This window comes from Rhodococcus sp. DMU1 (assembly GCF_012272955.1).
GTDB classification, from domain to species: Bacteria; Actinomycetota; Actinomycetes; order Mycobacteriales; family Mycobacteriaceae; genus Rhodococcus; species Rhodococcus aetherivorans.
In genome coordinates this window covers 3,662,983-3,688,454 of sequence record NZ_CP050952.1, presented here as the reverse complement: position 1 = coordinate 3,688,454, position 25,472 = coordinate 3,662,983, and the positions used below count along the sequence as shown (strand labels likewise).

The following is a 25,472-nucleotide window of genomic DNA, read 5'->3' as shown; positions in this document are numbered from 1 at the left end:
GAGCCAGGCGCATCTCACCCCCTGGTATGACGACAGTGCGGGCGTCCCGTGCCTACCGTGGTGCCGTGCGCTGGACGAGAGAACGCGGCCGAGGCCGCTGGTGGACGATCGCGATCGTGGCGGCGACGCTGATCCTGTACGCGGTCGCGTGGCCCACGTTGCACCTCACCCACGAGGTGCCCGCACCGCTGATGCCCGTCGTCGCGGCGCTCGCGGCCGGGCCGTTCGTGGCGATCCGGACCGATCCCGCCCTCGGGTGGGCGGTCTCGGCCGGGGCCGCGCTGGCGATCCCGCGCGCCTTCGACCTCGTCCCCGGCTACGACTACCCCTGGCAGGTGGTGCACATCCTCGTGCTGTGCGCGCTGCTCGTCGCGGTGAGCATGCGCGCGTCCCTGCAGATCGCCGGGCTCGTGTGGGCGGCCACGGTGGTGCTGTTCTTCACCCACGTGCCGGGGCAGAACGGCTGGGGCTGGGCGCTCGGCCTGACCGCGATGGCGGTGTTCGGCCTGCTCGTGCGGTGGCTCGTGCTCTCCCGGCGGCAGCTGGCCCGGCAGGAGGAGGTCAGCGAACTCGAGCGGGCCCGCCGCGCGATCCTCGAGGAGAAGGCCCGCATCGCCCGCGACCTGCACGACATCGTCGCGCACCACATGTCCCTCGTCGTGGTGCAGGCGCAGAGCGCCCCGTACCGCCTGCCCGAGGTCCCCGAACCGGTGCGCGCGGAGTTCGAATCCATCGGGGCGACCGCGCGCGAGGCGCTCAACGAGGTGCGCGGCATGCTCGGCGTGCTCCGGAGCGACAACCTCGCCGACGGCAGCGACGGCGACGGCGAACGGGCGCAGGCTCCCCAGCCCGGCCTCGACCGGCTCGGCGACCTGTTCGAGGGCGCGCGGCGCGCCGGGATGGTCCTGTCCACCGCGACGGACGGTGACCCGGCGGGTGTCTCCGACGCCACCGCGCTCACGGTGTACCGCATCCTGCAGGAGTCGCTCGCCAACGCCGCCCGCCACGCCTCCGGGGCACCGGTCCAGGTCGGCGTGGGGTACGGACCGGACGAGGTGAGCGTGACCGTGCGCAACGGCCCCGGGCGCGCGGAGCCCGGACCCGGGGACCGCGGCGGCGGGAACGGCATCCGCGGCATGGTCGACCGGGCGCTGGCGGTCGGAGGGCGGCTCGTGGCCCATCCCGTCCCGGGCGGTGGATTCGAGGTGCGAGCGCAGCTGCCGCGCGTCCCGGCGGCCTAGGCTGAGGCCGTGACGGACCCGAGCGCAGCCGCGACCCCCATCACCGTGTTGATCGCCGACGACCAGGCCATGGTGCGGCAGGGCTTCGGCGCCCTGCTCGCCGCCCAACCCGACATCAGCGTGGTCGGCGACGCCCCGGACGGTCGGCGGGCCGTCGCGGAGGCGGCCCGCCTGCGACCCGACGTGGTCCTGATGGACGTGCGGATGCCCGAGATGAACGGACTCGACGCGGCCCGGCACATCCTCGCCGGGCGCACCGATCCGCCGACACGTGTGCTGATGCTCACGACCTTCGACATCGACGACTACGTCTACGAGGCACTGGGCCTGGGCGCCAGCGGATTCCTGCTCAAGGACGCGCCCGCCGACGAACTGATCCGGGCGGTCCGCGTCGTCGCCGACGGCCAGGCGCTGCTCGCGCCGACCGTCACGCGCCGCCTCATCGCGGACGTCACCCGCCGGCGGTCGCCGCGCCGCGGCCGCGATCGGGCGCTCGACGTCCTCACCCCGCGCGAACGCGAGGTGCTCGAGCTGATCGCCCGCGGGCTGTCGAACCAGGAGATCGCCGCTCACCTGTTCGTCGCGGAGCAGACGGTCAAGACGCACGTGGGGAAGGTGCTCGGGAAGCTGAACCTGCGGGACCGGGCGCAGGCGGTGGTACTGGCGTACGAGTCCGGACTGGTCGTGCCGGGGTGAGCTGCACCCGCGATCGGGATGCCGCGGGCGCCGCGCCGGGGCAGTATTGCCGGGAGGACCACCGACAACCTGCACGACCGGCACGGAGGTACGGATGACGCGCATCGGCATTCTCACCAGCGGCGGGGACTGCCCCGGCCTGAACGCGGTGATCCGCGGAGCGGTCCTCAAGGGCAGGACCGTCTACGGTCAGGAGTTCGTCGGATTCCTCGACGGCTGGCGTGGTTTGGTGGAAGGCGACGCAATCCCCTTGGATCGCAGCAAGGTTCGGGGATTGTCGCATCAGGGCGGCACTATTCTCGGCACCAGCCGGTTCGGCCCCTATCAAGGACCGAACGGCGGCGCGGAGAACATCGCCCGCACGCTCGAGCGCATGGGCGTCGACGCCGTGATCGCCATCGGCGGCGAGGGCACGGCCGCCGCGTCCAAGCGGCTGTTCGAGGAGGGCATCCGGATCGTCGGAGTGCCGAAGACCATCGACAACGACCTCGGCCAGACGGACTACACCTTCGGCTTCGACACCGCCGTCGAGATCGCGACCGAGGCGATCGACCGGCTGCGCACCACCGGCAACTCGCACAAGCGCTGCATGGTCCTCGAGGTGATGGGCCGGGAGGCGGGGTGGATCGCGCTGCACTCCGGCACCGCCGGGGGTGCCCACGCCATCCTCATCCCCGAACAGCCCGAGAGCATCGAGCAGATCTGCGAATGGGTCACCAGCGTCCGCGACCGTGGCCGGGCCCCCATGGTGGTGGTCGCGGAGGGATTCACCCTGCCGGAGATGACCGAGGCGTACTCCGACAAGGGGCGCGACGAGTTCGACCGGCCGCGGCTCGGCGGCATCGCCGACGTCCTCGCCCCGATGATCGAGGAGCGCACCGGCATCCAGACCCGCGCCACGATCCTGGGCTACATCCAGCGCGGCGGCGTGCCCACGGCCTTCGACCGGGTGCTCGCCACCCGCCTGGGCATGGCGGTCACCGATCTCGTCGCCGACGAGGAGTGGGGGCACATGGTGGCGCTGCACGGAACCGACATCGCCCGGGTCGGTTTCGACGAGGCGCTCGCCAACCACAAGCGGGTGCCGAAGGACCGCTACGAGGAGATGCGGATCATCTTCGGGTGAGGTCGCGCCGCGCGTGAGGGCCGGTTCGCCGCATGGCGGCACCGTCTAAAATCGAGCGCATGACTGCCGCCATGTCCGATGATCTGCTCGCCTACGACGAGGTGCTCGCGAAGTTCGAGCCCGTGATGGGCATGGAGGTGCACGTCGAGCTGCACACCGCGACCAAGATGTTCTGCCCGTGCCCGACCACGTTCGGCGCCGAACCCAACACGCAGGTGTGCCCGGTGTGCCTCGGCCTGCCCGGCTCGCTGCCCGTCGTCAACCAGGCGGCGGTGGAGTCGGCGATCCGCATCGGCCTTGCGCTGAACTGCTCGATCACGCCGTGGGGCCGGTTCGCGCGGAAGAACTACTTCTACCCGGACCAGCCGAAGAACTACCAGATCTCGCAGTACGACGAGCCGATCGCCACCGACGGCTACCTCGACGTGGTCCTCGACGACGGCAGCACGTGGCGCGTGGAGATCGAGCGCGCGCACATGGAGGAGGACACCGGCAAGTCGCTGCACGTCGGTGGCGCCACGGGCCGCATCCACGGGGCGAGCCACTCGCTGCTCGACTACAACCGCGCCGGGGTGCCGCTCATCGAGATCGTCACCAAGCCCATCGTCGGCGCCGGCGAGCGCGCCCCCGAGGTCGCCCGCGCCTACGTCACCGCGCTGCGGGACCTGCTGAAGGCCCTCGACGTGTCCGACGTGCGCATGGACCAGGGCTCGATGCGCTGCGACGCCAACCTCTCCCTCAACCCGATCGGAGCGGCGGAGTTCGGCACCCGCACCGAGACGAAGAACGTCAACTCGCTCAAGTCGGTCGAGGTCGCCGTGCGGTACGAGATGCGCCGCCAGGCCGCGGTCCTGACCGCGGGCGGCACGGTGATCCAGGAGACTCGGCACTTCCAGGAGGCCGACGGCACCACCTCGCCGGGCCGGCGCAAGGAGACCGCGGAGGACTACCGCTACTTCCCGGAACCGGACCTCGAACCGATCGCCCCGAGCGCGGAGTGGATCGAGGACCTGCGCGCCACCCTCCCCGAGCTGCCGTGGCTGCGGCGCGCCCGGATCCAGGCCGAGTGGGGCATCTCCGACGAGGAGATGCGCGACCTCGTCAACGCCGGCGCCCTGGACCTGATCATCGCCACCACCGAGGCCGGCGCCCCCGCCTCCGAGTCCCGGTCCTGGTGGGTCGCCTACCTGGCCCAGCAGGCCAACACCCGCGGCGTCGAGCTCGTCGAGCTGCCGATCACCCCGGAGCAGGTCGCGCAGGTGATCGCCCTCGTCGCCGACGGCACGCTCACCAACAAGCTCGCCCGCAAGGTCGTCGACTACGTGCTCGCCGGTGAGGGCGACCCGAAGCAGATCCTCGCTGCGCACCCCGAACTCGTGGTCGTGCGCGACGACTCGCTCATCAAGTCGGAGGTGGAGAAGGCGCTGGCCGCCAACCCCGACATCGCCGACAAGATCCGCAGCGGCAAGGTCCAGGCGGCCGGCAAGATCGTCGGCGACGTGATGAAGGCCACCCGCGGCCAGGCCGACCCGGCCCTGGTCAAGGAGCTCGTGCTCGCCGCCTGCAGCTGAGTTCTTCCACGAGAGGTTCTTCCGCGAGCGGGCGGCCTGCCGGGATGGCAGGCCGCCCGTGTGTCTACTGCGAATCGCCAGCGATGTTCACCATCCACTGGATGCCGAACTTGTCGGTGCACATGCCGAAGTGGTCGCCCCACGGTGCTCGCTCGAGCGGCACGGCGATGGTTCCGCCGTCGCTCAGCTGGTCCCAGTAGCCACGCAGCTCGGCCTCGTCGTCGCCGCTGAGCGAGATCGAGATGTTGTCCCCCGGGTTGTAGCTCATCTGGTTGGGGGTGTCCGCCGCCATCAGGACGAGACCGTTCGGGCTCGCCAGCATCGAATGCATGACCTTGTCCTGCTCGGACGGGTCGTCGCTCGCGTGCATCTCCGCGAACGTGCTCACATTCAATTCTCCGCCGAACACGGATCGGTAGAACTCCATGGCCTGGCGGGCATTGTCGCGAAAGCTGATGTACGGATTCAGGCGTGTGGTCATGCGGGCCCCTCCCTCGGGCGTGCCACTGCTTCGGACCGATCGGCGACATTGTTGCACCGTCCCGGGTCGAACGGGGAAGTGTGCCGGAAGCAATTGCAACACAGCCGAATTCGAGTAATCCGAACCGTCGCGGGAGCGGGTGTGGGTGGATCCGCCGCGAAAACGCTGAGATTCGACCGAAACGTCCGTATTGTCACTGTCGTCGTGGGGCGGGTCGACGCTCACGGCGCACGGGCGGCCGGATTTCTCGTCGGACATCGTGGAGGATCAATGTGCACTCGGGCAATGTGGACCGGAAGCGGGCACGGCGTTCTCGTCGGCCGGAACATGGACTGGCGCGAGGAGATGGACACGAACCTGTGGTCACTTCCGCGGGGGGTCGACCGGATCGGGCACGACCGCGATCCCGACCCGGTGACCTGGACGGCCCGGTACGGCAGTCTCGTGGCCGCCGTCTGGGACAACGCCACGAGCGACGGGATCAACGAGCGCGGCCTGGCCGCCCACGTGCTGTGGCTCGCGGAGGCGGACTTCGGGGAACGGGACCCGGAACTGCCCGCGCTCGCGGTGTCCCTGTGGCCGCAGATCTTCCTGGACCTGTGCGGCACCGTCGACGAGTGCCTCGCCCTGATGGCCGAGCGGCCCTTCCAGGTCCGACCGTTGATCGAGCCGCGCTCCCAGCGTCCCGCGACCGTGCATCTGGCCCTCGAGGACGCGAGTGGTGACTCCCTGATCCTCGAGCACATCGGTGGAACGCTGCGGGTACATCACGGCCGCGCGAACACCGTCATGACGAACTCACCGCCGTACGACGAGCAGATCGAACTCCGGAAGAGCTTTACCGGTTTCGGGGGATCCGAGCCGCTGCCCGGCACCACGGAGGCGTCCGACCGCTTCGTCCGGGCAAGTTACTATCTCGACCGACTGCCCGCCGTGGAGACCCCGGCCCGTGCGTATGCGGCGCTGCTCAGCGTCATGCGCAATGTCGCGCAACCGTTCGGCGAACCCGATCCGCAACGGCCGAACATCTCGATGACGATCTGGCGCACGCTGACGGACCTGACCGAGGGGCTGTACATGTTCGAATCGTCGTTCAGCCCGAACATCGTGTGGACCCGGTCGGCCGACCTGGACTTCTCGACCTGCCGCAAGCTCGACCTTGCAAAACCGGGCCTGCTGGGCAACGTGAGCGGCGCGTTCACCGACGCGGCCGAGCCGCCCTTCACGCTGTCGTGACGTACCCCGAGACGAACGGTTCCGGCTAGTCGAAGCCGCCCCCGCCGGCGGGGAACTGGATCAGCACGACCCGATCGTCGTTCGGGCCCGGTTCGCCGCCTGCCTTGTTGACGGTGGACACCCACAGCTGCCCGTCGCCGCCCGCCGACGCGCCGCCGAGACGGCCGTAGCGGTCCTGCACCGCCGGCACGGGCGCCGCCGTCACCGCCCCTGTTCCCGGATCGATGGCGACCACCGCAACCGCCTTGCCGTCCGTCAGCGACACCGCGACCGCGTCCGCACCGGCCGCGCATCCGGCCACGCCCGGACGCTCGGGCCACGTCCAGGCGGGGGACGCGCCCACCGCGCCGTCCACTCCGACACGCTGCAGCCGGTCCTCGAGCGCGGTGCGGTCGGTGACCCACAGGTTTCCGGCGGGATCCCGGCACACGTCGCCGGCCGTTCCGATCCCCGAGAGCACGACCGACGGCGCCGCGGCCGCGCCCGGCGCCGGCAGAGGCATCCGCAGCAGCTTCCCGGCGAGCGACGCCGGATCGGCGGCCGCGGCCGGATTCCCGGCGTCGCCGGTGAGCACCACCAGGTCGGTGGGTGAGGTGAACTCGAGCGCGCCCGCGTTCCCGCTCGCCCCCCGCGGGATGCCGGTGAACACGGGCTTCGGGACGTCGCCCGCGGCGAGCCGCACGACGCGGTTGTCGGTCGGGGTGGTGATGTAGGCGTAGAGCAGCCGATCCTCGTCGAAGGTCGGCGACAGCGCGAGATCGAGCAGCCCGCCGTCGCCGGAACCGTCGACCGGCACGGTGGCCACCTCCACCGGTTCCGTCCGCGGTGCCACCCGCAGGATCCGGCCCGTGCGCCGCTCCGCGACGAGAGCGGAGCCGCCGTCCGGCATGGTGACCAGCCCTCCCGTGGTGTCGAGGCACGTGGCGACCACCGCGGGGTCGGGGTCCTGACACGGGCCCGGCGGTGTCGGCGGTGCGCCCGGCGTCGTGGTCGTCGTCGGGGGCTCGAGCGGTTCGAGTTCGGCGCCCGCGTCGAAGCTCGGCTCCGGCGTGAACGGGGTGGTGGTCGCGTCGTCGAAACGGGCACACGACGTGGTGAGGGCGAGCAGACCCACGATCGACGCGACCGTCGCTCGCATCCGTCGCGACCCACCGACTCTCGCGCGCCTCGTCATGACCATGACGTTACCGGGGCGGCGCGCCCCGACTCGGTTCCCGGGTCGGCCGACCCGGGCGACCTACCCTGGTTCGGTGACCGACAAGGCGAAAGACCACGTCCCGGAGCCGACGCCGCAGGATGCCGCGGAGCCGGTGTCGAGTCCCTACGACAATCCCACCCTGGAGCTGCAGCGCCCCCGCTCGTCGATGCTCGAGTCCGATGACGACCTCGATCTCGACAACTCCGCCTTCGAGCGGCGCGGCCCGGCGCAGTACGGGTACGCGGACTCCGACGTCGCCCCCACCGAGCGGATGCACCGGTACGAGCCCGCGGGCGCCGTCGCGGCGCCGATCGGAGCGGAGACCGGTGCCGCGCCCGGGCCGGCGAAGGCGCGCCGCGGCACACTGGACCTGGGGTTGCTCGTGCTGCGGCTCGTCGTCGGCGGCACGATGGTGGTGCACGGGGTGCAGAAGCTGACAGGGCTGTGGGGCGGCCCCGGCATGGACGGGTTCGAGGCGATGCTCGCCGACGCGGGCTACCAGCGTCCGGCCCTGCTCGCGGTGCTCGGTGCGGTGGGGGAGGTGGCGGCCGGAGCGCTGCTGATCCTCGGGTTGCTCACCCCGCTCGCCGCCGCCGCCGTGCTGGCGATCATGATCAACGCGTGGTTGTTCCGGCAGTCCGCCGAGCCGGGACTGCAGTACTTCGCGCCGGACGGGGTGGAGTACGAGACCCTGCTCGCGGCCGCCGCCGCAGTGATCGTGCTGACCGGTCCCGGTCGGGTCGCGGTCGACGGCACCCGCGGCTGGGCGACCCGGCCGTTCGCCGGCTCGTTCGTCGCGCTGCTGCTCGGCGTCGCGGGTGGGGTCTGCCTCTGGATATTCGGCCGCTGACGCGGACGGTGCGTCCTTCGGGCGGCAGGAACAGCCCGAAGGACGCACCGGTGCCTACGGCACCCGGCGGACTGCACCCTTGTCGGCCGAGGTGGCCAACGCGGCGTAGGCGCGCAGGGCGGTGGTGACCGTGCGCTGCCGGTCGACCGGCAGCCACGGGCGCTCCGAAGCCTCCATCTTGGCGCGCCGCTCGGCGAGGACGGCGTCGTCGACGAGGACCTCGAGGGTGCGCGTGGGGACGTCGATGCGGATCCGGTCACCGTTCTCGAGCAGACCGATGACGCCGCCGGACGCCGCCTCGGGCGAGATGTGGCCGATCGACAGTCCCGACGTGCCGCCGGAGAACCGGCCGTCGGTGATCAGGGCGCACTGCTTGCCCAGTCCCGCGCCCTTCAGGAACGCGGTGGGATGCAGCATCTCCTGCATGCCCGGCCCGCCCGACGGTCCCTCGTAGCGGACCACGACGACGTCCCCGGGCTGCACCTTCTTGCCGAGGATCACCGACACAGCCTCCTCCTGCGACTCGACGACCAACGCCGGGCCCTCGAAGGTGAACAGGTCCTCGTCGATGCCGGCGGTCTTGAGGATCGCGCCGTCCGGAGCGAGGTTGCCGCGCAGGACGACCAGTCCGCCCTCGACGGTGTAGGCGTGCTCGACGTCCCGGATGCAGCCGGCCGCGGCGTCCGTGTCCAGCGACGACCAGCGGTTGGCGGTGGAGAACGGCTCGGTGGTGCGGACACCGCCGGGGGCCGCATGGAACAGCTCGATCGCCTCGTCGGAGGCCTTGCCGGAGCGCACGTCCCACGTATCGAGCCACTCGTCGAAGCTCGTCGTGTGGACCGTGGTCACGTCCGTCTCGAGCAGCCCGGCGCGGCGCAGCTCGCCGAGGATCGCGGGGATGCCGCCGGCCCGGTGGACGTCTTCCATGTGGTAGTCCGAGTTGGGGGAGACCTTCGCCAGGCACGGCACCTTGCGGCTGATGGCGTCGATCGTGCCGAGGTCGAAGTCGACCTCGCCCTCCTGCGCCGCGGCGAGCGTGTGCAGCACGGTGTTGGTCGAGCCGCCCATCGCGACGTCGAGCGCCATGGCGTTGCGGAACGCGGCGGGGGAGGCGATGTTGCGCGGCAGGACCGACTCGTCCTCGTCCCGGTACCAGCGCAGCGCCGCCTCGACGACCGTGGTGCCGGCCCGCTCGAACAGCGCCCGGCGTGCCGCGTGGGTGGCCAGCGTCGACCCGTTGCCGGGCAGTGCCAGTCCGAGCGCCTCGGTCAGGCAGTTCATGGAGTTCGCGGTGAACATGCCCGAGCACGACCCGCACGTGGGGCAGGCGCTGCGCTCGACCTCGTCGAGGCCGTCGTCGCTGACGGCGTCGTTGGCCGACGCCGAGATCGCGGTGATCAGGTCGGTGGGGGCCTGCGCGACACCGCCGACGACCACCGCCTTGCCGGCCTCCATCGGGCCGCCCGAGACGAACACCGTCGGGATGTTCAGGCGCATCGCGGCATTGAGCATGCCGGGGGTGATCTTGTCGCAGTTGGAGATGCACACCAGCGCGTCGGCGGTGTGCGCATTGACCATGTACTCCACCGAGTCGGCGATGATCTCGCGGCTGGGCAGCGAGTACAGCATGCCGCCGTGGCCCATGGCGATCCCGTCGTCGACGGCGATGGTGTGGAACTCGCGCGGCACACCGCCGGCGGCCCGCACCGCCTCGGCGACGATCTCGCCGACGTCCTTGAGGTGGACGTGGCCGGGCACGAACTGCGTGTAGGAGTTCGCGATCGCGACGATCGGCTTGCCGAAGTCGGAGTCGGTCATGCCGGTGGCGCGCCACAGGGCGCGGGCCCCGGCGGCGTTGCGTCCGGCGGTGGTGGTGCGTGACCTCAACGGGGGCATCGGGTTCCTCGGGGGCTAGGGCTGCTTCGGGGCTGGGGCTGCTTCGGGGCTGTGTGCTGCGCGGGCGCGGCGACGCAGGGGACCGGGCTCCGCCGGACGGGGCCGGAGCGGGCCTGGGCGGCTTCGAATTTACTCGTGTGCTATTTCGACTCGACGTCCGCGTCCGGCTCGGTGTCCGCGGCCTGCTCCCGTGCCTCCGCCTCGCGCGCGGCCGCATACGGGTCGGTGATGCGACCGCCGCTACCGGCGGCGAGCTGGGGGAGACGGCCGAACGTGACGACCGGCAGGGGTACCTCGGTGCCGTCGGTGCGGCGGGCGCGCGCCCAGCCCCGCTTGGGGAATCGCAGGCCGTCGAGTTCGTCCCAGGCCAGGGTCCGGGTCGAGAACGCGGACCGGGCGGTGATGCCCTCGGGCCCGACGACGGTGCGCACCCGCAGCACCCACGCGCCGACGAGGAACGGAATCACCACCATCCAGCCGAACGCGGCGGGCCAGGCCAGGGCCGGGGAGGCCACTCCGAGCAGCACGAACCCACATGCGAGCAGCGCGAGCCGGGAAATCTGGATGACCTGCGGCTGCTGTTCGGCCGTATGGGATGATGGGCGTGGTGGCACGGGCTGCTGTGGAGATGACACCTCACCATCTTCCCATTGCAGCCGAGGCATCTCACATTCTGGGACAGGTGACCGAACCAAGTTGACTGTCGGACCTTCGCGCGCCTACCGTCGAGCGCGTGAATCAGAATGGGTTGCTCGTAATCGGCCGGCGCGTCGTCGCCTGAGCCGCTTCTCGCAACTCGCCCACGACGCGCCACCCTCGTACAGCAGATGCTGCTGACGGGGGTTTTTTGTTGCCCGGAGCCAGAACCAGAGGAATCGCAGTGAGCGCACCAACCGCAAGGCCTCAACCTTCGCCGCGCAAGCCCGGGGCCGCAGCCCCGTCGCCCGCGGCCGCGGCCACCCAGTCCGGTAACCGTCGCCAGGTCGCCCCCGAGCGGGTCACCGGCGCACAGTCGGTGGTCCGGGCCCTCGAGGAGCTCGAAGTCGACACGGTATTCGGCATTCCGGGCGGTGCGATCCTCCCCGTCTACGACCCGCTGTTCGACTCGCAGAAGGTCCGGCACGTGCTGGTCCGCCACGAGCAGGGCGCCGGCCACGCCGCGACCGGATACGCCCAGGCCTCCGGCAAGGTCGGCGTGTGCATGGCCACCTCCGGCCCCGGCGCCACCAACCTCGTCACCCCGCTCGCCGACGCGCAGATGGACTCTGTCCCCGTCGTGGCGATCACGGGCCAGGTCGGCCGCGGTCTGATCGGCACCGACGCCTTCCAGGAGGCGGACATCTCGGGCATCACCATGCCGATCACCAAGCACAACTTCCTCGTGACCGACGGCGCCGAGATCCCCCGCGTCCTCGCCGAGGCGTTCTACCTGGCCGCGTCCGGCCGTCCCGGCGCGGTGCTCGTGGACATCCCGAAGGACATCCTGCAGGCCCAGACCACCTTCAGCTGGCCCCCGGAGATGCACCTGCCCGGCTACCGTCCCGTGACCAAGCCGCACGGCAAGCAGGTCCGTGAAGCCGCCCGCCTGATCGCCGAGGCGAAGTCGCCCGTGCTGTACATCGGCGGCGGTGTCATCAAGGCCGAGGCCTCTCCGGAGCTGCTCGAGCTGGCCGAGCTCACCGGCATCCCGGTCGTCACGACGCTCATGGCGCGCGGTGCGTTCCCCGACACTCACCGGCTCAACTGCGGCATGCCCGGCATGCACGGCACCGTCGCGGCGGTCGCCGCCCTGCAGAAGTCCGATCTGCTGATCACGCTCGGCGCGCGGTTCGACGACCGCGTCACCGGTCAGCTCGACTCGTTCGCGCCCGGCGCGAAGGTCATCCACGCGGACATCGACCCGGCCGAGATCGGCAAGAACCGGCACGCCGACGTGCCGATCGTGGGTGACTGCAAGGAGGTGATCGTCGAGCTGATCGAGGCGATCCGTGCGGATCTCGCGACGGGCACCACGCTCGAGTACGCCCAGTGGTGGGAGTACCTGGACGGGATCCGCCGCACCTACCCGCTCAGCTACGACCGGCCCGCCGACGGCATGCTCTCGCCGGAGTTCGTGATCCAGAAGGTCGGCAAGCTCGCCGGACCGGACGCGATCTACTGCGCCGGCGTCGGCCAGCACCAGATGTGGGCCGCGCAGTTCATCGACTACGAGAAGCCACGGACCTGGCTCAACTCCGGCGGCCTGGGCACCATGGGCTACGCCGTTCCGGCGGCCATGGGCGCCAAGATGGGCGTGCCCGACGCCGAGGTGTGGGCCATCGACGGCGACGGCTGCTTCCAGATGACCAACCAGGAACTGGCGACCTGCGCGGTGGAGGGTGTGCCGATCAAGGTCGCGCTCATCAACAACGGCAACCTCGGCATGGTGCGGCAGTGGCAGACGCTGTTCTACGAGGAGCGGTACTCGAACACGGACCTGGCCACCCACACCCTGCGCATCCCCGACTTCGTCAAGCTGGCCGAGGCTCTGGGCTGCGTCGGCATCCGCGTCGAGCGCGAGGAGGAGGTCGAGGACGCGATCCGCCAGGCGCAGTCGATCAACGACCGTCCGGTGGTCATCGACTTCATCGTCGGCAAGGACGCCCAGGTGTGGCCGATGGTCGCCGCGGGCACCGGCAACGACGAGATCATGGCGGCGCGGGGCATCCGCCCGCTGTTCGACGAGGACGAGGCGGCCGCCGAGCCGGCCGTCATCCACGAGGCACTCGAGCACGAGAAGCACCCGGACCAGCGCGGCGCCGCAGCAGCAGGAGAGGATCGTCAGTGAGCACCAGTCACACCCTCAGCGTTCTCGTCGAGGACAAGCCGGGCGTGCTGGCCCGCGTGGCGAGCCTGTTCTCCCGCCGCGGGTTCAACATCGAATCCCTCGCGGTGGGCGGCACCGAGATCCCCGAGATCTCCCGGATGACGATCGTCGTCACCGTCGACGAGTTCCCCCTCGAGCAGGTGACCAAGCAGCTCAACAAGCTCGTCAACGTCATCAAGATCGTCGAGCAGGAAGAGGAGGCCTCGGTCGCCCGCGAGCTGCTGCTGATCAAGGTGCGGGCGGACGCGAGCGTGCGGACGCAGGTCATCGAGACGGTGAATCTGTTCCGCGCCAAGGTGATCGACGTCTCGCCCGAGTCGCTCACGATCGAGGCCACCGGTACCCGGTCCAAGCTCGACGCCCTGCTGCGGATGCTCGAGCCCTACGGCATCCGCGAGATCGTGCAGTCCGGGGTCGTCGCGGTCGGACGCGGTCCGAAGTCGATCACGGCCACCCGTTAGCCTGAACACACCCTTATTTGCTGAGAGAGGTAACAACTGTGGCAGTCGAGATGTTCTACGACGACGACGCCGATCTGTCGATCATCCAGGGCCGCAAGGTCGCGGTGATCGGCTACGGCAGCCAGGGACACGCGCACTCGCTGAGCCTGCGCGACTCCGGTGTCGAGGTGCGCATCGGTCTGAAGGAAGGCTCGAAGTCGCGGGCCAAGGCGGAGGAGGCGGGCCTGGCGGTCGGCACCCCGGCCGAGGTCTCCGAGTGGGCGGACGTCATCATGCTGCTGGCGCCCGACACCGCGCAGGCGTCGATCTTCAAGGAGGACATCGCGCCGAACCTGAAGGACGGCGACGCGCTGTTCTTCGGCCACGGCCTGAACATCCACTTCGGTCTCATCGAGGCGCCGGAGTTCGTCACCGTCGCGATGGTCGCCCCGAAGGGCCCCGGCCATCTCGTGCGCCGCCAGTTCGTCGACGGCAAGGGCGTCCCCGCGCTCATCGCCGTCCACCAGGATCCCAAGGGCGAGGGCCAGGCGCTGGCGCTGTCCTACGCCAAGGGCATCGGCGGCACCCGGGCCGGCGTCATCAAGACCACCTTCAAGGAAGAGACCGAGACCGACCTGTTCGGTGAGCAGGCCGTCCTCTGCGGTGGCACCGAGGAACTGGTCAAGACCGGTTTCGACGTGATGGTCGAGGCCGGCTACGCCCCGGAGATGGCGTACTTCGAGGTGCTGCACGAGCTCAAGCTCATCGTCGACCTCATGTACGAGGGCGGCATCGCCCGCATGAACTACTCGGTGTCCGACACCGCCGAGTTCGGTGGCTACCTCTCCGGGCCGCGCGTCATCGACGCCGGCACGAAGGAGCGCATGAAGGAGATCCTGAAGGACATCCAGGACGGCACCTTCGTCAAGCGTCTCGTCGCCAACGTCGAGGGCGGCAACAAGGAGCTCGAGTCGCTGCGCAAGAAGAACGCCGAGCACGGCATCGAGGTCGTCGGCAAGCAGCTGCGCGACCTGATGAGCTGGGTGGACCGCCCGATCACCGAGACCGCCTGATCGGATCCCGCCGCTTCGACGGCCCGGCACCGCTGTGGTGCCGGGCCGTCGGCGTTCCAGGGTGGATAATGCGCTGATGTCCTGGGGCCTGGGAAAGCTGCCGGGGGTCGTCACGGCCCGCACCTACCGCCGGGAGTGGCTGCGCCCCGACATCACCGCCGGCCTGGCACTCACCGCGCTGCTCATCCCCGCGGGCATGGGCTACGCGACGGCCGCCGGGTTGCCCGCCTACGCCGGCCTGTACGCCACGATCGTCCCGCTGCTGGTGTACGCGCTGGTGGGTCCGTCGAAAGTGCTTGTGCTCGGGCCTGATTCGTCCCTCGCCCCGCTCATCGCCGCGGCGGTGCTCCCGCTCGCCGCGACGGGCGACCCGCAGGAGGCGCTCGCGCTCGCGGGGGTTCTGGCCCTGCTCGTGGGCGTGATCCTCGTCGTCGCCGGCTTCCTGCGCCTCGGTTTCGTCACCGAACTGCTGTCCAAGCCCATCAGGCTCGGCTATCTCAACGGCATCGCGCTGGTCGTCGTGGTCGGTCAGCTCCCGAAACTGCTCGGCTTCTCGATCGACGAGCCGGGCCTGCTCCAGGACACCGCCGCGATCGTCCGGGCGGTGGCCGCCGGCGACGTCGACCTCGTCGCGGCGACCGTCGGTGTGGCGTCCCTGGCGGTCATCCTGGCGTTCCGCCTCCTGCGGGCGCGCATCCCGGGTGTCCTGGTCGCCGTGGTCGGGGCGTCCGTGGTGTCCGCGCTGCTCGGCCTCACCGACGAGATCGTCATGGTCGGGGCGCTGCCGTCGGGACTGCCGACGCCCGATGTGGCAGCGGTGAGCTGGGGCGACGTGCTCGCACTGCTCGGCCCGGCGGCCGGCGTCGCGCTCATCGCGTTCGCCGACACCGGCGTGCTCTCGCGCACGTTCGCCGCCCGCCGCGGCGACGACGTGGACGGCAGCACCGAGATGAAGGCCATCGGCGCCGCCAACGTCGCGACCGGGCTGTTCAGCGGTTTCCCCATCTCGGCGAGCTCGTCGCGCACGCCCGTCGCCGAGCAGAACGGTGCCCGCACCCAGCTCGTCGGGGTGGTCGGCGCCGCCGCCGTGCTGCTGTTCGTGCTGCTCGCGCCCGGCGCGACCGCCTATCTGCCCGAGGCGACCCTCGCCGCGGTCGTCCTCGTCGCCGCCTCGGCACTCATCGACGTGCGCGGCGTGATCCGCATGTGGCGGATGAGCCGGATCGAGGCCGGTCTCGCGGCGGCGGCCTTCCTCGGAGTGGCGCTCGTCGGGGTGCTCGAGGGGATTCTCGTCGCCATCGGGCTCTCCTTCGTCGCCGTCGTGGGACACGCATGGTCGCCGTACCGCACCGAACTCGTCGAGCTCACCCGCGTCGCGGGTTTCCACGACATCAACCGCCACCCCGAGGGGCATCGGATCCCGGGCCTGCTGCTCGTGCGGTTCGACGCCCCGCTGTTCTTCGCCAACGGCTCGATCTTCGACGACTACGTCCGCTCGCTGGTCGCGAAATCGCCCGAGCCGGTCGAGTGGGTCGTGATCGCCGCGGAACCGATCACCGGCCTCGACACCACCGCCGTCGACGAACTCGTCGACCTGGACCGGTACCTGGCGGGCAAGGGCATCCACCTGGCCTTCGCCGCGATGAAGGGTCCGATCAAGGACCGGCTGGTGCGGTTCGGGCTGGGAGATCGGTTCACCCGGGACCGCTTCTATCCGACGGTCCGCACCGCCGTCGTCGCGTTCCGGCACCGGCGATCCACCGCGGGTCCCGGCCCCGCATAGCCGGGGCACGGCGTTCCGCCCTCGCGGTCCACTCGCGCCGGGCCGCGGCCTGGTGCAGGGTCCCGGCGAAACGGTGCCCGTGGGAACGGAACTCGTCGGTGGTCTGCGAGCGACGTTCCCCCGGGCGCAGGTTCGCCGGACCACAGGTGCCACCCGGACGGTCCCGCTCCGGACCCGGAATGCGGCTCGCGCCGGGACGGCGGCACCAGGTACCGGATCGGCCGGAGGGCCTTCCCGGCTCGGATTCGCCGGCGTTCGGGTCCGAACGGACCGCGGCCGTGGCGCCGCGGGCGTGGGTCGTTTCGTACCAGTAGGCAACCCATTCCGGGGCCGTGGCCCCGGGGCCACGGCCCGGGCACTAAACTGAGCCCGGTCACGGCTGCATTCGCGCACCTCGGGGTGCGGCGCCGTCGACGACCCGTCAGACAAACCAACCACAGGGGAGTTCGCACGTGAGCCAGAATGGCCGTCCCGTTGTCCTGATCGCCGACAAGCTGGCGCAGTCGACCGTCGATGCGCTCGGTGACGGTGTCGAGGTGCGCTGGGTCGACGGTCCGGACCGTCCCGCGCTGCTCGCGGCGGTGCCCGAGGCGGACGCCCTGCTGGTCCGTTCGGCGACCACGGTCGACGCCGAGGTCCTCGCCGCCGCCACGAGGCTGAAGATCGTCGGTCGCGCCGGCGTCGGCCTCGACAACGTCGACATCCCGGCCGCCACCGAGCGCGGTGTGATGGTCGTCAACGCTCCGACGTCCAACATCCATTCGGCCGCCGAGCACGCCGTGGCGCTGCTGATGGCCACGGCCCGGCAGATCCCCGCCGCCGACCGCACCCTGCGTGAGCGCACCTGGAAGCGTTCGAGCTTCAACGGCACCGAGATCCTGGGCAAGACCGTCGGCGTCGTCGGTCTGGGCCGGATCGGGCAGCTCTTCGCGCAGCGCCTCGCCGCCTTCGAGACCCACGTCATCGCCTACGACCCCTACCTGCCGCCGGCCCGTGCCGCCCAGCTCGGGATCGAACTGGTCGACATCGACGAGCTGATCGAGCGTGCCGACTTCATCTCCGTGCACCTGCCCAAGACCAAGGAGACGGCAGGCCTGATCAACGCCGAGCGGCTCGCGCGGGCCAAGGACGGCGTCATCATCGTCAACGCCGCCCGCGGTGGTCTCATCGACGAGGACGCCCTCCACGACGCCCTCGTCTCCGGCAAGGTTCGCGCCGCCGGCCTCGACGTCTTCCACTCCGAACCCTGCACGGACTCGAAGCTGTTCGACCTCGACAACACCGTCGTCACCCCGCACCTCGGCGCCTCCACGACCGAGGCCCAGGACCGCGCCGGAACCGACGTCGCCAAGAGCGTGCTGCTGGCCCTGGCCGGTGAGTTCGTCCCGGACGCCGTGAACGTCTCCGGCGGCCCGGTCGGCGAGGAGGTCGCACCGTGGCTCGAGCTCGTGCGCAAGCTCGGCCTGATCGCCGGCACCCTCTCGCCGGAGGCGGTGCAGAACGTGCAGGTCGTCGCCAGCGGCGAACTCTCCGCGGAGAACGTCGAGATCCTCGGCCTCGCCGCGCTGCGCGGCCTGTTCTCCGCCAGCAGCGACGAGCCGGTCACCTTCGTCAACGCCCCGGCCCTCGCCGAGCAGCGCGGCGTGAGTGTCGAGGTCGACAAGCACAGCGAGGCCTCCACCCACCGCAGCGCGGTGGAGGTCCGCGCCGTGGCCGCCGACGGTCTCGTCACCACCGTCACCGGTGCGCTGACCGGCCTGCAGCAGATCGAGAAGATCGTCAACATCAACGGCCGCAGCTTCGACCTGCGCGCCGAGGGCCACAACCTCGTCGTCCACTACGAGGATCGCCCGGGCGTGCTCGGTGTCCTCGGCACGGTCCTCGGCAACGCCGGGATCGACATCCAGGCGGCGGCACTGAGCCAGGACGTCGAGGGCCCCGGCGCCACGGTGATCCTGCGGGTCGACCGGGTCGTCGGCGACACCGAGGTCGCGCAGATCGTGGAGCGGCTCGACGCCCGCGTCGCGCAGGTCGACCTGTCCTGAACCACCCCCCGCTGTATCCGATGGCCGCGATCGTCGAGCACGGTCGCGGCCGTCGTCGCGAAGAGGAAGAGAGTGTGCCCATGAAGCTTGCGGTCATCCCCGGTGACGGCATCGGTGTCGAGGTCACGGCCGAGGCCCTCAAGGTGCTCAGGACGCTGGTCCCCGATCTCGAGACCACCGAGTACGACCTCGGTGCCCGGCGGTACAACGCCACCGGGGAACTGCTCCCGGACGCCGACCTGGCGGCGATCCGCGCGCACGACGCGATCCTGCTCGGCGCCATCGGCGACCCGTCCGTCACCCCGGGCGTGCTCGAGCGGGGCCTGCTGCTGAACATGCGGTTCGCGCTCGATCACCACGTCAACCTGCGGCCGTCGCGGCTGTACCCGGGGGCGAAGTCCCCGCTCGCGGCGCAGCCGGAGATCGACTTCGTCGTGGTGCGGGAGGGCACCGAGGGCCCCTACACCGGCAACGGCGGCGCCATCCGCGTCGGCACCCCCCACGAGATCGCCACCGAGGTCTCGGTCAACACCTGGTTCGGTGCCGAGCGCGTCGTGCGTTACGCCTTCGAGCTCGCGCAGAGCCGGCGCAAGCACCTCACCCTGATCCACAAGACCAACGTGCTCTCCAACGCCGGTGCCATCTGGACGCGTGCGGTCGAGACGGTGGGCGCGGAGTACCCGGAGGTCGAGACGGCCTACTGCCACATCGACGCCGCCACCATCTACATGGTCGACGACCCGGGCCGGTTCGACGTGATCGTGACCGACAACCTGTTCGGCGACATCATCACCGATCTCGCCGGTGCGGTCACCGGGGGCATCGGCCTGGCGGCCAGCGGCAACATCGATGCCTCCGGCACCAATCCGTCGATGTTCGAGCCGGTCCACGGCAGCGCCCCGGACATCGCGGGCAAGGGCATCGCCGACCCGACCGCGGCGATCCTGTCGGTCGCCCTGCTGCTGCGCCACCTCGGCCGGGCGGACGAGGCGGCCCGGGTCGAGCGTGCGGTCGAGGCGGACCTCGCCGCCCGCGGCACGGGCCCGATCGTGACCACGGAGGTCGGCGACCGCATCGCGGCCGCCCTCTGATCCGGTCTCGGTGCGGCCTCCCGGTGTCCGGGAGGCCGCACCGGCTCATTTGCGGGGGACCAGGGGCACCGCGGCGGCCGGGATCAGCGCGGCGAGCGCGAACGCCGCGGGAAAGCCGGCCAGTGCGATGAGCCCGCCGAACGCGGGACCCACGCACGCCGCCGCGACGAACTGGCCGGTGTTCTGGATGCCGAGCGCGCGGCCACCCCAGAACGGTCCCGCGATCTCGGCGACGGCGGTGAAGGCCAGCCCGTTCGGGGCCACCGTCGTCACCGATGCCACGATCAGCAGCGCGACGGCGACGGCCGAGTCGGTGAGCGCGGCGGCCGCGAGCGCTGCCATGGACAGCACGACCGAGAGCGCAACGAGCCGCAGCGGCCGCAGGCGGCTGCCGACCCGGTCGGACCACCCGCCGGCGGCGACGCGACCGAGCGCACCGAGGAACTGCGCGGCGGTGATGACCAGGCCCGCGGCGGACTCGGTCCAGCCGCGCTCGGAGATCAGCCACACCAGCGCGTAGGTCCACACCACGTACTGGGGCACCACCAGCAGCACCGACGCGGCGTGGATCCGTTGCAGCGACCGCCCGGCACGGTAGGGGTTGTCGAGCAGGCCGAGCTCTGCGGCCCGGCCGCGTTCCGGCCGCGGTGGGTCGACGATGCCGACCGCGCACGCCACCGCGGCGACGGCACACACCGAGGCGGAGAAGGCCAGGGCCGAGCCGATTCCGTGGTCGCGCGCGAGCGGCGGAATGGTCAACGCGGCGACGGCGACGCCGAGTGGCAGCGACATCTGCCGGATCCCCATGGCGAGACCACGCTGGTGCGGCGGGAACCAGCCGACGACGACGCGACCGCTCGCGGCGTTGGCGCTCGCCGCGGCGGCACCACCGAGAGCGAGCATGAGCGCGAGCATCGGCAGGGTCCCGCTGGCGGCGGCTGCGGCCGTGGCCGCCGCAGCCAGTGCGAGCCCTGCGGCCAGGACCCGCCGCTCGCCGAACCGGTCGGCCAGGGCACCCCACGCGACGAGGCTGAACACGACCCCGAATATCGGCGCGGCCGAAAGTGTTCCGGCCTGGGCGAGCGTGAGTCCGCGATCCTCGTGGAGCGCGGGGATGAGGAAGGCGGCGCCGTTGACGAGGACCGCCTGGGCCGCCTGCGCGAACACGCCGAGCGCCAGGATGACCCAGCGCCGCGCGCCGATGTCCCGAACCGTCATGTCATCTCACTATCTGAAACAAAATTCCCGTATTGTGAACTTCCCGGTGGCAGCCTATACCTGCGTCCCGTGGTCCGCAGGGCCGCCAGCGGCGACACGGATAGACTCCCGGGCATGCGCCTTGGTCGAATTGCCAGCCCGGACGGTGTCGCCTTCGTCAGCATCGAGGGAGAGGGGGACGCCGCGACGGCGAAGGAGATCGCCGAACACCCCTTCGGCACCCCGACCTTCACCGGCCGCAGCTGGCCGCTCGCCGACGTCCGGCTGCTCGCGCCGATCCTGGCGAGCAAGGTGGTCTGCGTCGGCCGCAACTACGCCGCCCATGCGGCCGAATCCGGGAACGAGGTTCCCGACGAGCCGGTGATCTTCCTCAAGCCGAACACCTCCATCGTCGGCCCAGGGGCGCCGATCGTGCTCCCGCCGAGCAGCGGCCTCGTCCACCACGAGGCGGAGCTCGCCGTCGTCATCGGCCGTCCCTGCAAGGACGTTCCGGCCGCGAAGGCCCTCGACGTCGTCCTCGGCTACACCGTCGCCAACGACGTCTCCGCGCGCGACCATCAGCAGCAGGACGGGCAGTGGACGCGGGCCAAGGGGCACGACACGTTCTGTCCCCTCGGCCCGTGGATCGAGACGAACATCGATCCCTCGGATCTCGAGATCTCCGCGGAGGTCGACGGGCAGACGCGCCAGCGCAGCCGAACGTCGTTGATGGTGCACGACATTCCGAAGCTGATCGAGTGGATCTCGGCGGTGATGACGCTGCTGCCGGGCGACGTGATCCTCACCGGGACCCCGGAGGGGGTCGGGCCGATCGTCGACGGCAACACCGTCTCGATCACCGTCGAGGGCATCGGCACGCTGACGAATCCGGTGACCGCCAAGCGCAGGTAGCAGGCGGACCGCGGCTTCGCGGCCGGCACGCCCGGGACTAGCCTGGAGGGGACTTTTCGATCCCTCGACCCGAGTGAGCCATGACCAACAGCGAAGTACGCGTTCGTTTCTGTCCGTCCCCGACCGGAACCCCGCACGTGGGCCTCGTGCGCACCGCCCTGTTCAACTGGGCTTTCGCCCGTCACCACGGCGGCACCTTCGTGTTCCGCATCGAGGACACCGACGCCGCCCGCGACACCGAGGAGTCGTACCAGGCGATCCTCGACGCGCTCCGGTGGCTCGGCCTCGACTGGGACGAGGGTCCCGAGGTGGGCGGCCCGTACGAGCCGTACCGGCAGTCGCAGCGCCGCGACCTGCATCTCGACGTCGTCGCCAGGCTGCTCGAGGCGGGCGAGGCGTACGAGTCGTTCTCCACGCCCGAGGAGGTCGAGGTGCGCCACCGCGCGGCCGGCCGCGACCCGAAGCTCGGCTACGACAACCACGACCGCGATCTGACCGCGGAGCAGCGGCAGGCGTACCGCGACGAGGGGCGCAAGCCCGTGGTGCGGCTGCGCATGCCCGATCACGACCTGACGTGGAACGACCTGGTGCGCGGCGAGACCACGTTCAAGGCCGGCACCGTGCCCGACTTCGCCCTCACCCGCGGCAACGGCATCCCGCTGTACACGCTCGTCAATCCCGTCGACGATGCCCTGATGCGGATCACCCACGTGCTGCGCGGCGAGGATCTGCTCTCGTCGACCCCGCGCCAGCTCGCGCTCTACGAGGCGCTGCAGCGCATCGGCGTGACCGATTTCACGCCCGAGTTCGGCCACCTGCCGTTCGTGATGGGGCAGGGCAACAAGAAGCTCTCCAAGCGCGACCCCGAGTCCAACCTGTTCATCCACCGCGACCGTGGCTTCATCGCCGAGGGACTGCTCAACTACCTTGCGCTCCTCGGCTGGGGCCTGGCCGACGACCGTGACGTCTTCTCGCTCGACGAGATGGTCGCCGCCTTCGACATCGCCAAGGTCAACTCGAATCCGGCCCGGTTCGACCAGAAGAAGGCCGACGCCATCAACGCCGAGCACATCCGCATGCTCGAACCGGCCGACTTCGCGGCCCGGCTGAAGACGTTCCTCGTGGAGCACGGGCACATCACCGGTGACGTCGACGACGCCCGGTTCGCGGTGGCGGCCGAGCTGGTCCAGACCCGCATCGTGGTGCTCTCGAACGCGTGGGACCTGCTGAAGTTCCTCTACGTGGCCGAGGCCGACTTCACGCTCGACGAGGCGGCCGCGGCCAAGAACCTCGGCCCCGACGCCGCGCCCGTGCTGGACGCGACGATCGCCGCGGCCGACGGTGTGGCCGAGTGGAGCGCGGCGGCCCTCGAAGAGGCCCTCAAGGCCGCGCTGATCGACGAGCTCGGCCTCAAGCCCCGCAAGGCCTTCGCGCCGGTGCGCGTGGCGCTCACGGGCTCGCACATCAGCCCGCCCCTGTACGAGTCGATGGAACTGCTCGGCCGGGACGTCTCGCTCACGCGCCTGCGTGCCGCCCGGGCCCGCATCGCCTGAGCGGTGCCGGGCCGGCCGCGGCGCCCCCGCGGTCGGCCCGGCGTCGCGCAGGTTGTGGATTTACCCGCTCTGACCTGGCGATTTGTTATTGGGGGCACCCATGGTGCTAACCTTCTTCTCGGTTCGGAACGGAGGCCGCAGCGCCGCGAGGCAGGTCTTCGGAACAAGCCATTGGGGTATGGTGTAATTGGCAACACAGCTGATTCTGGTTCAGCCATTCTAGGTTCGAGTCCTGGTACCCCAGCGTCTGCCCGGTGATTTTGTCACCGAGCCTCGGCCGGTTAAGCTGGCTGAGCTTCCCGCCGCAGGGTGGGAGGAGCAACAGAGAAGAAAGTTCCTGGCCCCGTCGTCTAGCGGCCTAGGACGCCGCCCTCTCAAGGCGGTAGCGCGGGTTCAAATCCCGTCGGGGCTACCACGGACGGCCCTTCGATCGCGAGTTCGAAGGGCGTTCTTCTCTGAGCAGTGAAAGTTCCTGGCCCCGTCGTCTAGCGGCCTAGGACGCCGCCCTCTCAAGGCGGTAGCGCGGGTTCAAATCCCGTCGGGGCTACCACGCGAAGGTCCCTCCGATCCACGGATCGGAGGGACCTTCGCTGTTTGTGCTCGTCATCCGCTCTTGCGCCGGAAATTGCGGCGGTGGTCGGCGCTGCCGTGCGGCGCCTGCGCCTTGGCCCTCCCGTCGAGATGGTCCGAGCCGCGACGGGCGTGCTGATTCTTGCGCTCGAGGGCTGCGCGGAACTGCTCCGCGATCCGGTCCCCGCTCGGGTCGTTCATCGCTGTCTCCCTTCCCTCACCCGGAGCTCGGTCCGGGACATCCCGGAATCTAACTCGGCAACCCGGCGTCTGTCGCCCGGTTTTCCAGGGCCTCGAACAGGTACGGTGCCGTGCTGCCGCCGATCGGCATCGCCGGCATCCCGAGCTTGCGGTGGTCCCAGGACCGGGTCCGGTCCGCGACGACCCGCACCGCGACGCGCTTGTGCATCATCTGCTCGACCGCGGGCCGCAACTCCGCGGTGTAGGGGCCGGTGTAGCGTTCCCACACGCTGCGGCACACCTCGAACAGCACCTCTCGATCCTCGACCACCTCGGCATGCCCCTCGAGCGAGACGCCGCGCAGGGTGTCGTAGGTGTGGCCGTCCTCGACCAGGGCGCTGATCCGGTTGTCGCGCCGCAGATTGACCGCCTTCTGCGATTTCAGCTTCGTCTCGAACCAGATCTCGCCGTCCAGCACCGCGTACCACATCGCGACGAGGTGCGGGAGGCCGCCGGGGCCGATCGTCGCCATCGTCGCGACGCGGCTGCGTTCGAGAAAGTCGCCGATCTCGGCGTCGGTCATCGTGATCTGTGTGCGCTGGTTGGTTCCCATCCGTGCACTGTCGCACAGGAGCCGGCGGGTGGACGGGCTACTGCAGTCGCTTCTGCAGCGCGTCGGCGGCCGCCAGCAGGTCCGCGGCCCAGCGCGCCCCGGGCCGGCGGCCCATGCGGTCGACGGGTCCCGAGACGGAGATCGCGGCCACGACGGCCCCGGATGCATCGCGCACGGGGGCGGCCACCGAGGCGACCCCGGGTTCGCGTTCGGCGACGCTCTGCGCCCAGCCCCGGCGCCGGACTTCGGCGAGGACCCGCTCGCCGAATGCGGCCTCCGGCAGGATCGCCCGCTGCGTCGCGGCGTCGGCCCAGGCGAGCAGGACCCTGGCTCCGGACCCGGCGGTCATCGGCAGCCGGGCCCCCACGAGGACGGTGTCGCGCAGGCCCGTCGGGGGTTCGAGGGCCGCGACGCACACCCGGTGGGTGCCCTCCCGTCGATACAACTGCACGCTCTCGCCGGTGATCTCGCGCAGGCGCGGCAGCACGAGCGAGGCGGCGTCGACGAGTGCGTCGCCCGCGCCTGCCGACAGTTCGGCCAGACCGGGACCCGGCCGCCACTGGCCGTCACCGTCGCGGGCGAGCAGCCGGTGCACCTCGAGCCCGACCGCGAGCCGGTGGGCGGTGGCGCGGGGAAGTCCGGTGCGGGCGCACAGTTCGGTGAGAGTGCAGGGCTGCTCCGCCACTGCATGGAGGACGGCCATCGCTTTGTCCAGCACTCCGATCCCGCTATGCTGTCTCATAGGTCGATACCTCCGTCTCGCATAATGGGAAGCATAACCCACGCGGAACCGGGCGGGGACGACAGCATTCGCGGCCCGGGACAGCCCCGAGAACGGGATCCGCGTTCGTCAC

The 25,472-nt window shown here is 70.8% G+C and carries 22 protein-coding genes and 3 tRNA genes; 17 read left to right on the top strand and 8 right to left on the bottom strand.

All coding sequences use genetic code 11. The features are described 5' to 3' along the window. The first annotated feature begins 65 nt into the window (after positions 1-65). From HFP48_RS16945 to gatB, 4 genes are all read left to right on the top strand, one after another. Entirely contained in the window at positions 66-1,241 is a 1,176-nt protein-coding gene (locus tag HFP48_RS16945; RefSeq protein WP_168579781.1) for a histidine kinase, read from the top strand. A gap of 9 nt (positions 1,242-1,250) precedes the next feature. Continuing rightward, positions 1,251-1,937, top strand: coding sequence for a response regulator transcription factor (locus HFP48_RS16940; RefSeq protein WP_065922437.1), 687 nt, complete (start codon positions 1,251-1,253; stop codon positions 1,935-1,937). Between the two features lie 94 nt (positions 1,938-2,031). Continuing rightward, on the top strand, positions 2,032-3,063 hold the full coding sequence (locus HFP48_RS16935; RefSeq protein WP_006942344.1) for a 6-phosphofructokinase: 1,032 nt from the start codon (positions 2,032-2,034) through the stop codon (positions 3,061-3,063). Positions 3,064-3,122: 59 nt separating this feature from the next. Then, entirely contained in the window at positions 3,123-4,634 is a 1,512-nt protein-coding gene (gatB, locus tag HFP48_RS16930) for an Asp-tRNA(Asn)/Glu-tRNA(Gln) amidotransferase subunit GatB (protein ID WP_006942345.1), read from the top strand. A gap of 64 nt (positions 4,635-4,698) precedes the next feature. Here gatB and HFP48_RS16925 read toward each other — a convergent pair whose 3' ends face one another. Continuing rightward, positions 4,699-5,115, bottom strand: coding sequence for a VOC family protein (locus HFP48_RS16925; protein WP_102800542.1), 417 nt, complete (start codon positions 5,113-5,115; stop codon positions 4,699-4,701). A 285-nt stretch (positions 5,116-5,400) separates the two neighbouring features. On the opposite strand from HFP48_RS16925, the gene HFP48_RS16920 reads away from it, so the two are divergent. Continuing rightward, complete coding sequence (locus HFP48_RS16920; protein WP_065922440.1) at positions 5,401-6,351, top strand: linear amide C-N hydrolase; 951 nt, start codon at positions 5,401-5,403, stop codon at positions 6,349-6,351. A gap of 25 nt (positions 6,352-6,376) precedes the next feature. On the opposite strand, the gene HFP48_RS16915 is transcribed toward HFP48_RS16920, so the two are convergent. Next, positions 6,377-7,489 carry a PQQ-dependent sugar dehydrogenase gene (locus HFP48_RS16915; RefSeq protein WP_006947419.1) on the bottom strand — a complete coding sequence of 371 codons (1,113 nt, stop codon included), beginning with the start codon at positions 7,487-7,489 and terminating at the stop codon, positions 6,377-6,379. A 112-nt stretch (positions 7,490-7,601) separates the two neighbouring features. On the opposite strand from HFP48_RS16915, the gene HFP48_RS16910 reads away from it, so the two are divergent. Next, complete coding sequence (locus tag HFP48_RS16910) at positions 7,602-8,399, top strand: DoxX family protein (RefSeq protein ID WP_050035413.1); 798 nt, start codon at positions 7,602-7,604, stop codon at positions 8,397-8,399. A 54-nt stretch (positions 8,400-8,453) separates the two neighbouring features. On the opposite strand, the gene ilvD is transcribed toward HFP48_RS16910, so the two are convergent. Together ilvD and HFP48_RS16900 are read right to left on the bottom strand one after the other, a co-directional pair. Continuing rightward, positions 8,454-10,295, bottom strand: coding sequence for a dihydroxy-acid dehydratase (ilvD, locus tag HFP48_RS16905; RefSeq protein WP_029544422.1), 1,842 nt, complete (start codon positions 10,293-10,295; stop codon positions 8,454-8,456). A 140-nt stretch (positions 10,296-10,435) separates the two neighbouring features. Continuing rightward, entirely contained in the window at positions 10,436-10,909 is a 474-nt protein-coding gene (locus HFP48_RS16900; protein WP_029544420.1) for a PH domain-containing protein, read from the bottom strand. Positions 10,910-11,175: 266 nt separating this feature from the next. Between HFP48_RS16900 and HFP48_RS16895 the strand changes: the two genes are divergently transcribed. The 6 genes from HFP48_RS16895 (at position 11,176) to HFP48_RS16870 (ending at position 19,593) form a co-directional block, all read left to right on the top strand. Then, entirely contained in the window at positions 11,176-13,122 is a 1,947-nt protein-coding gene (locus tag HFP48_RS16895; RefSeq protein WP_006934250.1) for an acetolactate synthase large subunit, read from the top strand. Further along, positions 13,119-13,622 (top strand): acetolactate synthase small subunit, encoded by a 504-nt coding sequence (gene ilvN / locus HFP48_RS16890; RefSeq protein WP_006934252.1) that lies wholly within the window; start codon positions 13,119-13,121, stop codon positions 13,620-13,622. The genes HFP48_RS16895 and ilvN overlap by 4 nt, the downstream gene beginning before the upstream one ends. Positions 13,623-13,672: 50 nt before the next feature. Further along, on the top strand, positions 13,673-14,674 hold the full coding sequence (ilvC, locus tag HFP48_RS16885) for a ketol-acid reductoisomerase (protein ID WP_029544417.1): 1,002 nt from the start codon (positions 13,673-13,675) through the stop codon (positions 14,672-14,674). Positions 14,675-14,750: 76 nt separating this feature from the next. After that, positions 14,751-16,457, top strand: coding sequence for a SulP family inorganic anion transporter (locus tag HFP48_RS16880; protein WP_029544415.1), 1,707 nt, complete (start codon positions 14,751-14,753; stop codon positions 16,455-16,457). Between the two features lie 452 nt (positions 16,458-16,909). Next, positions 16,910-18,502: a phosphoglycerate dehydrogenase gene (gene serA / locus HFP48_RS16875; RefSeq protein ID WP_006934257.1), complete on the top strand. Its 1,593-nt coding sequence runs from the start codon at positions 16,910-16,912 to the stop codon at positions 18,500-18,502. 80 nt (positions 18,503-18,582) lie between these two features. Further along, positions 18,583-19,593 carry a 3-isopropylmalate dehydrogenase gene (locus HFP48_RS16870; RefSeq protein ID WP_029544413.1) on the top strand — a complete coding sequence of 337 codons (1,011 nt, stop codon included), beginning with the start codon at positions 18,583-18,585 and terminating at the stop codon, positions 19,591-19,593. 45 nt (positions 19,594-19,638) lie between these two features. On the opposite strand, the gene HFP48_RS16865 is transcribed toward HFP48_RS16870, so the two are convergent. Next, positions 19,639-20,811, bottom strand: coding sequence for an MFS transporter (locus HFP48_RS16865; protein ID WP_006934259.1), 1,173 nt, complete (start codon positions 20,809-20,811; stop codon positions 19,639-19,641). Between the two features lie 114 nt (positions 20,812-20,925). Between HFP48_RS16865 and HFP48_RS16860 the strand changes: the two genes are divergently transcribed. The 5 genes from HFP48_RS16860 to HFP48_RS16840 all read left to right on the top strand — a co-directional run bounded on the left by HFP48_RS16860 (position 20,926) and on the right by HFP48_RS16840 (position 23,805). Continuing rightward, entirely contained in the window at positions 20,926-21,702 is a 777-nt protein-coding gene (locus HFP48_RS16860) for a fumarylacetoacetate hydrolase family protein (RefSeq protein ID WP_006934260.1), read from the top strand. Positions 21,703-21,782: 80 nt separating this feature from the next. Further along, positions 21,783-23,255, top strand: coding sequence for a glutamate--tRNA ligase (gene gltX, locus HFP48_RS16855; protein WP_168579780.1), 1,473 nt, complete (start codon positions 21,783-21,785; stop codon positions 23,253-23,255). Between the two features lie 172 nt (positions 23,256-23,427). Further along, a tRNA-Gln gene (locus HFP48_RS16850) sits at positions 23,428-23,499 on the top strand. Positions 23,500-23,594: 95 nt separating this feature from the next. Beyond that, a tRNA-Glu gene (locus HFP48_RS16845) sits at positions 23,595-23,670 on the top strand. Positions 23,671-23,729: 59 nt separating this feature from the next. Beyond that, a tRNA-Glu gene (locus tag HFP48_RS16840) sits at positions 23,730-23,805 on the top strand. A gap of 53 nt (positions 23,806-23,858) precedes the next feature. Here the strand turns inward: HFP48_RS16840 and HFP48_RS16835 are convergent. From HFP48_RS16835 to HFP48_RS16825, 3 genes are read right to left on the bottom strand one after another with little or no spacing between them, the layout of a single operon-like run. After that, positions 23,859-24,026: a DUF5302 domain-containing protein gene (locus HFP48_RS16835; protein ID WP_006934262.1), complete on the bottom strand. Its 168-nt coding sequence runs from the start codon at positions 24,024-24,026 to the stop codon at positions 23,859-23,861. 49 nt (positions 24,027-24,075) lie between these two features. Beyond that, positions 24,076-24,618, bottom strand: a complete 543-nt coding sequence (locus tag HFP48_RS16830) for a PPOX class F420-dependent oxidoreductase (protein ID WP_006934263.1) — start codon at positions 24,616-24,618, stop codon at positions 24,076-24,078. Between the two features lie 37 nt (positions 24,619-24,655). Then, positions 24,656-25,360: an IclR family transcriptional regulator gene (locus tag HFP48_RS16825; RefSeq protein ID WP_029544405.1), complete on the bottom strand. Its 705-nt coding sequence runs from the start codon at positions 25,358-25,360 to the stop codon at positions 24,656-24,658. Positions 25,361-25,472: the final 112 nt, after the last annotated feature.

Coding starts and splice junctions, on each gene's coding strand:
- HFP48_RS16865 (WP_006934259.1), bottom strand. CDS start 20,811: ATGACGGTTCGGGACATCGGCGCGCGGCGCTGGGTCATCCTGGCGCTC.
- HFP48_RS16920 (WP_065922440.1), top strand. CDS start 5,401: ATGTGGACCGGAAGCGGGCACGGCGTTCTCGTCGGCCGGAACATGGAC.
- HFP48_RS16880 (WP_029544415.1), top strand. CDS start 14,751: ATGTCCTGGGGCCTGGGAAAGCTGCCGGGGGTCGTCACGGCCCGCACC.
- gltX (WP_168579780.1), top strand. CDS start 21,783: ATGACCAACAGCGAAGTACGCGTTCGTTTCTGTCCGTCCCCGACCGGA.
- HFP48_RS16830 (WP_006934263.1), bottom strand. CDS start 24,618: ATGGGAACCAACCAGCGCACACAGATCACGATGACCGACGCCGAGATC.
- HFP48_RS16860 (WP_006934260.1), top strand. CDS start 20,926: ATGCGCCTTGGTCGAATTGCCAGCCCGGACGGTGTCGCCTTCGTCAGC.
- HFP48_RS16915 (WP_006947419.1), bottom strand. CDS start 7,489: ATGCGAGCGACGGTCGCGTCGATCGTGGGTCTGCTCGCCCTCACCACG.
- HFP48_RS16925 (WP_102800542.1), bottom strand. CDS start 5,115: ATGACCACACGCCTGAATCCGTACATCAGCTTTCGCGACAATGCCCGC.
- HFP48_RS16835 (WP_006934262.1), bottom strand. CDS start 24,026: ATGAACGACCCGAGCGGGGACCGGATCGCGGAGCAGTTCCGCGCAGCC.
- ilvC (WP_029544417.1), top strand. CDS start 13,673: ATGTTCTACGACGACGACGCCGATCTGTCGATCATCCAGGGCCGCAAG.
- HFP48_RS16870 (WP_029544413.1), top strand. CDS start 18,583: ATGAAGCTTGCGGTCATCCCCGGTGACGGCATCGGTGTCGAGGTCACG.
- ilvD (WP_029544422.1), bottom strand. CDS start 10,295: ATGCCCCCGTTGAGGTCACGCACCACCACCGCCGGACGCAACGCCGCC.
- gatB (WP_006942345.1), top strand. CDS start 3,123: ATGACTGCCGCCATGTCCGATGATCTGCTCGCCTACGACGAGGTGCTC.
- HFP48_RS16825 (WP_029544405.1), bottom strand. CDS start 25,360: ATGAGACAGCATAGCGGGATCGGAGTGCTGGACAAAGCGATGGCCGTC.
- HFP48_RS16935 (WP_006942344.1), top strand. CDS start 2,032: ATGACGCGCATCGGCATTCTCACCAGCGGCGGGGACTGCCCCGGCCTG.